Origin of the sequence: Arthrobacter sp. H41 (genome assembly GCF_000520535.1) — a bacterium.
Taxonomy (GTDB): Bacteria; Actinomycetota; Actinomycetes; order Actinomycetales; family Micrococcaceae; genus Arthrobacter_D.
The window spans coordinates 82,732-94,185 of sequence record NZ_KI914760.1 but is presented as its reverse complement, the minus strand read 5'-3'; the positions used below and the strand labels follow the sequence as shown (position 1 = coordinate 94,185).

Annotated in this window: 12 protein-coding genes and 1 pseudogene; 9 read left to right on the top strand and 4 right to left on the bottom strand. The window is 66.6% G+C overall.

What is annotated here, in order from left to right:
* Together Y705_RS16730 and Y705_RS0102270 are read right to left on the bottom strand one after the other, a co-directional pair.
* Window positions 1–705 (bottom strand): ABC transporter permease (locus tag Y705_RS16730; protein WP_253908449.1); only part of this gene is annotated, 705 nt, incomplete at its 3' end.
* Window positions 702–2,225 (bottom strand): sugar ABC transporter ATP-binding protein, encoded by a 1,524-nt coding sequence (locus tag Y705_RS0102270; RefSeq protein WP_026531682.1) that lies wholly within the window; start codon window positions 2,223–2,225, stop codon window positions 702–704. The genes Y705_RS16730 and Y705_RS0102270, both read right to left, overlap by 4 nt.
* 111 nt (window positions 2,226–2,336) lie before the next feature.
* Here Y705_RS0102270 and Y705_RS0102265 point away from each other — a divergent pair, with 111 nt between their 5' ends.
* The 3 genes from Y705_RS0102265 to Y705_RS0102255 all read left to right on the top strand — a co-directional run bounded on the left by Y705_RS0102265 (window position 2,337) and on the right by Y705_RS0102255 (window position 5,295).
* A complete protein-coding gene (locus Y705_RS0102265) occupies window positions 2,337–3,584 on the top strand; it encodes an ROK family transcriptional regulator (protein ID WP_049822143.1) in 1,248 nt (415 codons plus the stop codon).
* 81 nt (window positions 3,585–3,665) lie between these two features.
* Window positions 3,666–4,244, top strand: coding sequence for an orotate phosphoribosyltransferase (locus Y705_RS0102260; protein WP_026531680.1), 579 nt, complete (start codon window positions 3,666–3,668; stop codon window positions 4,242–4,244).
* 49 nt (window positions 4,245–4,293) lie between these two features.
* Window positions 4,294–5,295, top strand: coding sequence for an alpha/beta hydrolase (locus tag Y705_RS0102255; RefSeq protein WP_049822142.1), 1,002 nt, complete (start codon window positions 4,294–4,296; stop codon window positions 5,293–5,295).
* Between the two features lie 41 nt (window positions 5,296–5,336).
* Here the strand turns inward: Y705_RS0102255 and Y705_RS0102250 are convergent, their stop codons facing one another.
* Entirely contained in the window at window positions 5,337–6,116 is a 780-nt protein-coding gene (locus Y705_RS0102250) for an HAD-IIA family hydrolase (RefSeq protein WP_026531678.1), read from the bottom strand.
* Between the two features lie 64 nt (window positions 6,117–6,180).
* On the opposite strand from Y705_RS0102250, the gene Y705_RS0102245 reads away from it, so the two are divergent.
* The 4 genes from Y705_RS0102245 (at window position 6,181) to Y705_RS16725 (ending at window position 8,830) form a co-directional block, all read left to right on the top strand.
* Window positions 6,181–6,840 carry a TrmH family RNA methyltransferase gene (locus Y705_RS0102245; RefSeq protein WP_026531677.1) on the top strand — a complete coding sequence of 220 codons (660 nt, stop codon included), beginning with the start codon at window positions 6,181–6,183 and terminating at the stop codon, window positions 6,838–6,840.
* A gap of 113 nt (window positions 6,841–6,953) precedes the next feature.
* A complete protein-coding gene (gene fbaA / locus Y705_RS0102240) occupies window positions 6,954–7,973 on the top strand; it encodes a class II fructose-bisphosphate aldolase (protein ID WP_026531676.1) in 1,020 nt (339 codons plus the stop codon).
* A gap of 3 nt (window positions 7,974–7,976) precedes the next feature.
* On the top strand, window positions 7,977–8,396 hold the full coding sequence (locus Y705_RS0102235) for a DUF3151 domain-containing protein (RefSeq protein WP_026531675.1): 420 nt from the start codon (window positions 7,977–7,979) through the stop codon (window positions 8,394–8,396).
* A 239-nt stretch (window positions 8,397–8,635) separates the two neighbouring features.
* Window positions 8,636–8,830, top strand: a complete 195-nt coding sequence (locus Y705_RS16725) for a helix-turn-helix domain-containing protein (protein ID WP_049822140.1) — start codon at window positions 8,636–8,638, stop codon at window positions 8,828–8,830.
* A gap of 16 nt (window positions 8,831–8,846) precedes the next feature.
* Here the strand turns inward: Y705_RS16725 and Y705_RS0102225 are convergent, their stop codons facing one another.
* A complete protein-coding gene (locus Y705_RS0102225) occupies window positions 8,847–9,446 on the bottom strand; it encodes a hypothetical protein (RefSeq protein WP_026531674.1) in 600 nt (199 codons plus the stop codon).
* Window positions 9,447–9,631: 185 nt separating this feature from the next.
* On the opposite strand from Y705_RS0102225, the gene Y705_RS0102220 reads away from it, so the two are divergent.
* A complete protein-coding gene (locus Y705_RS0102220; RefSeq protein ID WP_026531673.1) occupies window positions 9,632–10,921 on the top strand; it encodes an adenylosuccinate synthase in 1,290 nt (429 codons plus the stop codon).
* 115 nt (window positions 10,922–11,036) lie between these two features.
* Window positions 11,037–11,384 (top strand): annotated as a pseudogene (locus Y705_RS0102215) (adenylosuccinate synthetase); the annotation flags it as partial.
* Window positions 11,385–11,454 lie beyond the last annotated feature (70 nt).

Below are 11,454 nucleotides of genomic sequence, written 5' to 3'. Positions count from 1 at the left end.
GAGGCGGGCGGCGAGGAGCAGACCGGCGAGACCCGCCATCACGGAGCACAGGATGTGTGCGGCGATCACTGGGCCGCGCGTCCGGATGCCCGACATCCGTGCGACGTTCAGGTCGCCTCCGACGGCGAACATGTGGTGCCCCAGCCGTGAGCGGTTCAGCACCAGCAGGACTGCCCCGGCGCAGGCGAGCATGATCAGGGTGGACACCGGAACGGGACCGATTCCAGTGGCGCCGATGAGCCGGAAGGCCAGCGGGGTCTGCCCGGCGCTTCCCTTGTAGTTGGAGGCAAGGTAGCCGCTGATGATCAGGCCCATGCCGAGGGTCGCGATGAAGCCGTGCACTTTCAGGCCGGAGACCACCAGGCCGTTGACCAGCCCGACGGCGGCGGCCAGGGCGAGGGCCGCCAATACGCCGGCAAGGACGTTTCCGGCCTGGTTCGCCATGACCGTGGCGGCGACGAGGCTCGAGAGGCTGATGACATAGGGAACCGAGAGGTCGAGGCTCCCCACCAGGATGACGACGGTCTGCCCGATCGCGATGAACCCCAGGACGCTCGTGCCGGTGAGGATGTCCGAGATATTGCCGGTGCTGAAGAAGTTGCGGCCGGTGCTGCCCACCAGCACTGCCCCCACGGCGATGGTGACCAGCACCACGGCGTAGACGATATGGGTCGAGGTGAGGGCGGGCATTCTTTTCGGGATCACTGGGATGCCTCCTGATCGGTCCGGACGCCGGCGGCCAGCGCCAGGACTTCCTCCTCGGTCGAGCCCGGTGCTGCGCTGCCGGCTATGCGGCCATCACGCATCACCAGGATCCGGTCCGCCATGCCGAGGACTTCGGGGAGTTCGCTCGATACCAGGAGGATCGCGGTGCCCTGCGCGGCGAGGGAGCGGATCAGCTGGTAAACAGCGAGCTTGGCGCCGACGTCGATCCCGCGGGTGGGCTCGTCGAGCAGCACCACGCGTGGATTCACTGCAAGCCACTTGGCGAGGACCACCTTCTGCTGGTTGCCGCCGGAAAGGTACTGGACCTCCTGGTCCAGGTCCCGTGCGGCTACCTCGAGGGAGGAGAAGACTCCCGGAATGCCGGCCCTTGCCCCGCGGTTCCGGGAAGGGAAGACCGACCGCACCACGCTGAGGGCATTGTCGAGGATCGACTGGTTCAGGCTGAGGCCCAGGGACTTCCGGTCCTCGGTGATCAGGGCGATGCCACGCCGCACTGCCTCCCGTGGTGAACGGCCCGCGTACCGTACGCCCTCGAGCTCCATGGTGCCGCGGGTGAAGGGCGCGGCGCCGAAAAGGGCTTCGAGCAGCTCGGTCCGGCCGGACCCCTGAAGGCCCGCGACGCCGACGATCTCGCCGGCACGGAGGGAAAGGTCGATCGAGTCGAGCTGGTCATTGCCGCAGCTGTCGGCCTGCAGGACGATCTTCCCCACCTCGGTGCCGGGTTCGGGGTCCGGGAAGTAGGCCGAGATGGGGCGGCCCACCATGAGCCGGACGAGTGCGGCGTCGTCGAGCTCGGAAGCAGCATGGGAGCCGACCACGTGCCCGTCCTTCAACACCGTGATGGTGTCGCACAGGTCGAAGATCTCCTTCAGCCGATGGGACACGTAGAGCACTGCGACGCCGCGCCCGGTAAGTCGCCGGATGATTCCGTACAGCAGTTCCACCTCGGGTCCGGCCAGCGCCGCCGTGGGCTCATCCATGGAGATGATCCGGGCGTCGTAGCTGATGGCCTTCGCGATCTCGACGATCTGCTGCTGCGCCACGGACAGTGAGTTCACCAGGCTGCCCGGCCGGATGCTCGAGACACCGAGCTCCCCGAGGAGCTCCGAGGTCCGGGTCTGCATGGACTTCGTGTCCACGAGGATCCCGCGGCGCGGTTCCCTGCCGAGGAAGATGTTCTCCGCCACTGAACGTTCGGGCAGGAGGTTGAACTCCTGGAACACCGTGGAGAGCCCTGCGGCGTGCGCCTGGGTGGGATGGGAGAAATTCACGGGCCGGCCGGAGATCTCGATTATTCCGGAATCGCGCTGATAGACCCCGGCGAGCAGCTTCATGAGCGTCGATTTGCCTGCCCCGTTCTCGCCGACCAGCCCGTGGACCCGGCCGGGAACCAGGGTGAGGGAGGCATTGCTCAGTACCGGCACGCCGAAAAAGCTTTTCGACAGCCCGCGTGCTTCCAGCACGGGCTTCGGAGCGGAGGGGTCGACGTCGTTAGCCACGCGCCCACTGTGACACAGCGAGCGGACTTTTGTCGATAGAACGACAAAAGTTGTCGAATAAAGTGATTTAGGTAGGTGCCTCACGGTCCGAAGTCGTGGTTTACTTCAAGGATGCTGACCACTACGCGTAAGCAACCGGTAGGAGATCCCGCGCGAGAACCGGTGGCAACGCAGGCACCTCGCGTCTCCCCGCCCGCCCCGGGGGCAAGCGAGATCTTCCAGTTGCTGCGGGACGGCCAGCCCCGCACGCGTGCGGAACTGGCGCAGCTCACCGGACTAGCCCGGTCGACGGTCGCTTCCCGGGTCGACACCCTGATGGAGCTCGGGTTCGTCGCTCCCTACGGAGGCGCCGCCTCCACGGGAGGCCGGCCGCCGTCGCTGTTCGCCCTCAACCCGGCCGCACGCGTGGTGGTCGGCGCCGATGTGGGAGCAACACATGCGCTGGTCATCCTCGCGGATCTGGCGGGCACCGAGCTCGGCTCCGAGCGGGCAGCACTCGACATCTCCGAGGGTCCGGAGGTGGTCCTGGCCTGGCTGGTAGGGGCGATCTCGCGCCTCCTGGCGGCAGGAGAGCGCAGGCCCGGGGATCTCGCGGCCATCGGCATCGGTCTGCCCGGGCCCGTCGAGCACGACACCGGACGGCCCATCAATCCGCCGATCATGCCGGGGTGGGACCGTTTCGACGTTCCCGGGCGGGTGCAGCAGGCCTATCACGTGCCGGTGCTCGTGGACAACGACGTCAACATCATGGCTCTGGGAGAGCAGAACGCGCACTGGCGCGACACGGGCGACCTCATGTTCATCAAGGTGGCGACCGGCATCGGTGCGGGAATCATCTCGGGCGGTACCCTGCAGCGTGGAGCCCAGGGAACAGCTGGGGATCTGGGTCACGTGAGGATCCTGCGCGGGGGCGAGCTGCCATGCAGGTGTGGAAACACCGGGTGCCTCGAGGCGGTGGCCGGAGGTCCGGCGCTCGCCGCAGCACTCAGCGCGGTCACCGGCAGCCGGCTTTCCTCCGGCAGCGAGGTGATCTCCCTGGTGCGGGCCGGGGACGCCGCGGCCATCCAGGTCATCCGCCAGGCAGGGCGCGACATCGGGGACGTCCTCGCCACCTGCGTGAACCTCATCAACCCGTCGGTCATCGTGGTGGGTGGAATCATGGCGTCGGCGGGAGAGCACCTGCTGGCAGGCATCCGCGAGGTGGTCTACCGGCGGTCGCTTCCCCTGGCGACCGAGCACCTGCGGATCGTGCCCTCGGTCTCGGGCGAAAGGGCCGGAGTATCAGGCGCCGCAGCCATGGCTGTTGCGCATGTCCTCTCGCCGGAGTCCATCGAGGCTGCGACCCTGTCCGGCCCCTGACGACACGGCGCCTGACGACACGGCCCCTGACGACACGGGGACCCGGCGAACCGCCCTGCCGGCTCTCGATAGACTTGCCGCATGACCGCAGATACCTCCACCGATCACTCCTCCGACCGCGCCCGGCTCCTCGAGCTGATTCGGGAGCTCGCCGTCGTCCGGAAGAAGGTGACGCTCTCCAGCGGCGTCGAGGCCGACTACTACATCGACCTGCGCCGCATCACGCTGCACTCCGAGGCGTCGGTTCTGGTGGGTCGGGTGATGCTCGCACTGCTCGACGACGCCGGCATCGACTTCCGATGCGCGGGAGGCCTCACCATGGGGGCGGACCCGGTGGGTACCGCGGTAATGCACGCCGCCTCGCAGGCGGGTCGGAGTGTCGACGCGTTCGTGGTGCGCAAGGCGCAGAAGACCTACGGCATGGCGCGGCAGGTGGAGGGGCCCGACGTCGCAGGCCGTCCGGTCGTCGTCCTCGAGGACACCTCGACCACTGGCGGGTCGGCGCTGACTGCCGTTGAGGGAGTGCGGAAGGCGGGCGGCACGGTCCAGGCCGTCGCCGTTATCGTGGACCGCGGCACCGGCTCGAAGGAGCGGATCGAAGCCGAAGCCGGGGTCCCCTATCTCTTCGCCTTCGGCAAGGGTGAACTCGGTCTCGACTAGCGGCGACGGCACGTCCCGAGGGATCGGTGGACCGCAGGGAAGGGCATGCATGACGGATGACGCCGAGCGGCTGCTTTCCTACTCCGGCGACCTCACCGCCTTCTCCCGGAGGTCTTTCCTGACCGGCTCGGGATTGGGGCTGGCGCTCGTCGCCGACCTCGCGGTCACCCGGCACATCCAGCAGCAGCGCGAGGAACTGCGCATCCTCTCCCTCGATGACGACGCGGCCGAAATGAGCTTTCCCGACTCCTGCTGGATGCTCTTCCCGGGCTACAAGACCAGCTGGGAGGAGGGCCTCTGGATCCTCAACTCCCTCCGGCCCGCGCTGTCACGACGGGGCAGGATGGCCATGGTGGGCTACTCGAACCGGGGGCTGGACATCAACAACATCGTGGCCGCGATGAACCGGTATGTGCGCAACTTCCAGCTCGAGAAGCTGTACTTCTACGGCCACAGCTTCGGCGGAATGGTGGCAGTGGAGGTGGCGGCCCGCCTTGCCGAGCGGGGAATCCCGGTGGAGGTGATCCTGCTCGACTCGAGCCCGCACAGCAGGGATGACGTACGTGACCAGCGCATGTTCGAGGGCGTGGTCTTCCTGTACGAGGCGGGGTATCGGGTGCCCATCGTGGTGCGCGGCGGATACGAGCTGGGGGAGCGCATCGTCCACAAGAACGAGCGCACCTGGCGCCAGATCCTGAACCAGACCCTTGAACAGCTTTCCCCACTCGCCCCCAGTAGCGTACTCATCCAGTCCCAGGCGTCCTACATCTACCGCTTCAATGTCGGGCGCTTCTCGGGTGCGCTGGGGGAGACCCGCATGGCGTTCGTCGGCAACCCGAACGACGCCGTCGTCGACTACGCGCTCGCGCGCACGGGGTGGGCGTCCGCCTTTCCCGACAATCTGGTCTCCGCCGACCACGTGACCACCGGCGCGCTTCCGGCCCACGCGAGCCCGCAGTGGAACCCGCTGATCTACCGGACGATCGTCCGGACCATCCAGGACAACCTCATCCCGCTGCCCACGGGCGGCGGGAGGAAATCGGCGTTCTAGCGGGTCCGCACCCGGTCGAATACACCTGATACCTGATCGATTCACACCTGGTCGATGAGGTCGGCCACTGAATTGAGAATCTGATCCGGACGGAAGGGGTACGCATCGATGTCAGCGGGCTGGGTGATGCCGCTGAGGACGAGGACCGTGAGGAGCCCGGCCTCCATACCCGCGATGATGTCGGTGTCCATCCGGTCGCCGATCATCGCCGTCGTCTCCGAATGCGCGTCGATCTGGTTCATCGCCGAGCGGAACATCATGGGATTGGGCTTCCCGACGATGTAGGGGGCCCGGTGGGTCGCCGCGGTGATCATCGCCGCGATCGCGCCGGTCGCCGGGAGGGGGCCCTCCTTCGAGGGGCCCGTGACGTCGGGGTTCGTGGCGATGAAGCGGGCGCCGTCGAGGATCAGCCGAACCGCCTTGGTGATCGCCTCGAAGGAGTAGGTGCGGGTTTCGCCGAGCACCACATAGTCGGGGTTGGAGTCGGTGAGGACGAAGCCGGCTTCGTGCAGCGCCGTGGTCAGCCCGGCCTCCCCGATCACGTAGGCCCGGCCGCCGGGAAGCTGGCCCTTGAGGAACTGTGCCGTGGCCAGGGCCGAGGTCCACAGGTTCTCCTCGGGTATCTCGAGCCCCGAGGCCTTCAGCCGCGCGGCGAGGTCCCTCGGCGTGTAGATGGAGTTGTTGGTCAGCACGAGGAAGCGCTTGGACGTGGCCACCCAGCGGTCGATGAGCTCTGCTGCCCCGGGAATGGGGTGGTTCTCGTGGACGAGCACGCCGTCCATGTCGGTGAGCCAGCATTCGATGTGTTCGTTCTCCCGCATGGGCTTCCTTCGCTCGTGGACGCTTCCGACGATCAGGTCCAGTCTTTCACCTTAGGCTGAAGGGGTGAAAGAGAGTACAGATACGGCAACGGATCCGACGCCGCCCGACCCCCGAACCGTCGTCGGCGTGGGTCCGTGGCAGGGCGAATGGCCGGAGGGCGGACAGTGGGACGAGGAGCTCCTTGCCGCGGGAGACACGCGCAACGTGGTGGACGCCTACCGGTACTGGAAGCACGACGCCATCGTGGCTGACCTCGACACCCGACGGCACCCCTTCCACGTCGCCATAGAGAACTGGCAGCACGACCTCAATATCGGTTCAGTGGTCCGCACCGCGAATGCCTTCCTGGCGAAGGAAGTCCACATCATCGGACGACGCCGGTGGAACCGGCGCGGCGCGATGGTCACCGACCGCTACCAGCACGTCCGGCACCACCCCACCGTCGAGGAGTTCGTCGCCTGGGCGCAGGGCGAGGAACTGCGCATCGTGGGAATCGACAACTTCCCCGATTCCGTACCGCTCGAGACCTATGCGCTTCCGGAGAAATGCGTCCTCGTGTTCGGGCAGGAGGGGCCCGGCCTGACGGCCGAGGTCCATGCCGCAGCCGATGCAACCCTGTCCATCGCGCAGTTCGGCTCTACCCGGTCCATGAACGCCTCCGCGGCCGCGGCCATCGCCATGCACGGCTGGGTTCGCCGGCATGTGTTCGGGCAGGTGGGCTAAGCCTCCGGCCGCCGCCGTCCGGCGTGGGTTCGCCGGCTGCGCAGCCCTGCGCAGGCACCGCCTGATCGCTAGGATGAAGCCAAGCAGTTCCCATCCATGAAGGAGTCAGCAGCATGCCAATTGCCACACCTGAGGTCTACGCCGACATGATCGACCGCGCGAAGGCGGGCGGATTCGCCTACCCGGCCGTGAACGTCACCTCTTCCCAGACCCTGAACGCCGCGATGCGCGGATTCGCCGAGGCAGGGTCCGACGGCATCGTCCAGGTTTCCACGGGCGGGGCGGCCTACTGGTCCGGGGCGAGCGTCAAGGACATGGTGGCCGGTTCACTGGGTTTCGCCGCCTTCGCCCACGAAGTCGCCAAGAAGTATGACGTCAACATCGCGCTCCACACCGACCACTGCCCGAAGGACAAGCTGGACGGCTTCGTGCTGCCGCTGCTCGCAGCATCCGAGGAGGCCGTTCGGAACGGCGGCAACCCGATCTTCCAGTCCCACATGTGGGACGGTTCCGCCGAGACGCTCGAGGAGAACCTGCGCATCGCTCGGGAGATCCTCCCCCGAGCCGCAGCCGCGAAGATCATCCTCGAGGTGGAGATCGGCACTGTCGGCGGTGAGGAGGACGGCGTGGAGAACGCCATCAACGACAAGCTGTACACCACCGTCGAGGATGCCCTCGCGACGATCGACGCACTCGGTGCGGGCGAGCACGGGCGGTACCTGACGGCGCTCACCTTCGGCAACGTGCACGGCGTCTACAAGCCCGGTGGTGTGAAGCTGCGCCCCGAGATCCTCAAGGACATCCAGCAGCAGGTGGGTGCCAAGCTCGGCGCGGACAAGCCTTTCGATCTGGTGTTCCACGGTGGTTCGGGCTCCAGCGCGCAGGAGATCGCGGACGCGGTGTCCTATGGCGTCATCAAGATGAACATCGACACCGACACCCAGTACGCCTTCACCCGGTCGGTTGCCGATCACATGCTGCGCAACTACGACGGCGTCCTGAAGGTCGACGGCGAAGTCGGCAACAAGAAGGTCTACGACCCCCGCGTCTGGGGCGCTTCCGCCGAGGCGGGACTTGCTGCGCGCGTGGTCGAGGCCGCCGCGTCCCTGGGCTCCGCCGGAAAGAAGCTCTAGGACATGTCCGACGAATTCCGCAGGAACCTGATGGCCCCCGAGCCCACCTACCTTCCCGAAGAGCCCGACGTCATCCAGCGGCTGGCGGCCGGGGATGAAGCAGTGGACCTCGCTGCCCGGCACCCGACGTCGTCGCTGGTGTGGGCAATCCTCGCTGACGAGGCGTACGCCGAGGGCCGCACCATCGAGTCCTACGCCTATGCGCGGACCGGCTATCACCGCGGACTCGATTCACTGCGGCGCAGCGGGTGGCGCGGAACCGGTCCGGTGCCGTACTCGCACGAGCCGAACCGTGGATTCCTCCGGGCGCTGTACGCGCTCGGGCGGGCGGCGGCGTCGATCGGTGAGATCGAGGAAGCTGAACGGATTGCCGTGCTGCTGCGGGAATCCGACCCGGAGGCGAGTGCGCAGCTCGGGGCGTAGCTCCCGGCGCACAACTTATAACAGATAACACATTCGACCTCGATAAGGGAGTTGCCATTCCGGCGGCTCCCTTATTGCCGTCAAAGTCCCGTAGAAAGCGGACGGAGCCCGTAGTCCAGCGTTGAACTACTTGGTTTAGCCAAGGAGAAACAGGTAGCTGTAGCGGTTGTGCAACGTTCAAGCGTGAGTCCACAGTTAAAGGAGTCGGCCAACGTGTTTCACGAGACGAAAGGTACACAATGTCCCTTGCTGGAGTTGTTACGGGAGAGCTCTACACAGTGTCTGAGGTAGCCGCCCTGATGCGGGTATCGAAGATGACGGTTTACCGCATGGTCCAGTCAGGTGCCATCAACAGCATTCGCTTCGGGCGCTCCTACCGTGTGCCTGAGGACGCGGTCCGGAAGTACCTGGAACAGATGAACCCGGGCCACTAGGCAGGTTCCCCGGGGGCTATCCCGGGTGAACGATCGTGGTCACCACCGACACGAGGGCCGGGGACGGCGGAGCCGAACTGAAGCCGAACCGCACGGGCGGATCCACGGGTGCAAGGGCTCCCAGGTCCCTTCCGCGCCAGGAGGCCGAAGCGCCAGTGATCGAGCGGACCGAGAGTGCGCCGTAGTACTCGAGCCGCCCGTTGCCCGCTGATCCCGCCGTCCGGACGCCCTTCACCAGGACGCGGGCAGGCGGGTCGATCAGCGTGAGCCAGCGCGGGCTGGTGGCAAGGCGCGCGGGTACGAGTCCCAGCAGCCGTCCGAGAATCGTTGTCCGGCCGATGTCGGCTGCAAGCTGCAGCACGCCGGCCTCGAGCGTAAGGCGTCGGGTGGTGAGCGTCCATGTCACGGGCGTGACAACGACGTCGTCGAACGTATAGGTGCTCCTGACATATTCGGCAATCGCACGCTCCGGTGCCAGCAGCGTCCGGCGGCCTGCAGAGTCCTCGATCATGACGTCGGCGAACCGTCCGAAGCGGGACGAGTCCCAGAGGCCCGCGACCAGCCGCGTCCCCGATGCGGTGCCGATGCCGATGATGTGTCCAGCGAAACGGTCCATGTACCCATTCTCCCGGTGGTGCCGCACTGTTTCGACGGCCGCTTGCCCGCTCGGCTAAACTCGGGGAGTAAGAGCCCCGGAGTCCGCGGCGGGAACGCGAAGGATTCTTGGGGCGTTCTCATGCACGGCTCCAGGCGGGTCCCGGAACGGGTCGCTGGGATCCGTGACTAATGGGGGAGGATCCCATGCCAGCAATCGTGATTGTCGGAGCCCAGTGGGGCGACGAGGGTAAGGGCAAGGCAACCGACCTGCTCGGGGGGCGCGTCGACTACGTCGTGAAGCCCAACGGCGGCAATAACGCCGGCCACACGGTAGTGGTGGGAGGCGAGAAGTACGAGCTGAAGCTCCTTCCCGCCGGCATCCTCAGCCCGAATGCCGTTCCGATCATCGGCAACGGCTGCGTCATCAACCTCGAGGCTCTCTTCGAGGAGATCGACGGCCTGCAGGCGCGCGGAGCCGACACCTCGAAGCTGCGGGTCTCAGCCAACGCCCACCTCGTGGCCCCCTATCACCAGGTCCTCGACAAGGTCACCGAGCGCTTCCTCGGAAAGCGCGCCATCGGCACCACCGGCCGCGGGATCGGCCCTGCCTACATGGACAAGGTGGCGCGGCTGGGCCTGCGCGTCCAGGACGTCTTCGACGAATCGATCCTTCGCCAGAAGGTCGAGGGGTCGCTGAAGCAGAAGAACGAGTTGCTGGTCAAGGTCTACAACCGCCGCGACGTCGAGGTGGATGAGGTGGTGGAGTACTTCCTGTCCTTCGCCGATCGCCTGCGTCCGCTCGTCATCGACTCCACGTTCGTCCTCAACCAGGCGCTCGACGCCGGCAAGGTGGTCCTCATGGAGGGCGGGCAGGCCACGTTCCTCGACGTGGACCACGGCACCTACCCGTTCGTGACGTCGTCGAATCCCACCGCCGGCGGCGCGTCGGTGGGCTCCGGCATCGGCCCTACCCGGATCAACCGCGCGGTGGGCATCATCAAGGCCTACACCACGCGTGTGGGGGCGGGTCCGTTCCCCACCGAGCTCTTCGACGACATGGGGATGTACCTGCAGAAGAAGGGTGGAGAGTTCGGGGTGAACACCGGCCGGCCGCGCCGCTGCGGCTGGTACGACGCCGTGCTGGCACGCCACGCGTCACGCGTCAACGGCTTCACCGACTACTTCGTGACCAAGCTCGACGTCCTCACCGGTATCGAGCGGATTCCCGTGTGCGTCGCCTACGACGTCGACGGCGTCCGGCACGACGAGATGCCCATGACGCAGACGGAGTTCCACCACGCGAAGCCCATCTTCGAGTACTTCGACGGCTGGACCGAGGACATCACCACAGCCCGCACCATCGAGGACCTGCCGGAGAACGCACAGGCCTATGTGCGTGCCCTGGAGAAGATGTCCGGCACAAGGTTCTCGGCGATCGGCGTGGGCCCCGACCGTGACCAGACGATCGTGGTTAACGACCTCATCGCGGGCTGAACCGTGGCCTGAACTGTGGGCTGGGGGAGGCAGCTTCGCTACCAGCCCCACGTGCCGGGTGTTCCCTTGAGTTACCAGCCCCACGTGCCGGGTGATCCCTTGGTTACCAGCCCCACGTGCCGCGTCACGCGTCAACGGCTTCACCGACTACTTCGTGACCAAGCTCGACGTCCTCACCGGTATCGAGCGGATTCCCGTGTGCGTCGCCTACGACGTCGACGGCGTCCGGCACGACGAGATGCCCATGACGCAGACGGAGTTCCACCACGCGAAGCCCATCTTCGAGTACTTCGACGGCTGGACCGAGGACATCACCACAGCCCGCACCATCGAGGACCTGCCGGAGAACGCACAGGCCTATGTGCGTGCCCTGGAGAAGATGTCCGGCACAAGGTTCTCGGCGATCGGCGTGGGCCCCGACCGTGACCAGACGATCGTGGTTAACGACCTCATCGCGGGCTGAACCGTGGCCTGAACTGTGGGCTGGGGGAGGCAGCTTCGCTACCAGCCCCACGTGCCGGGTGTTCCCTTGA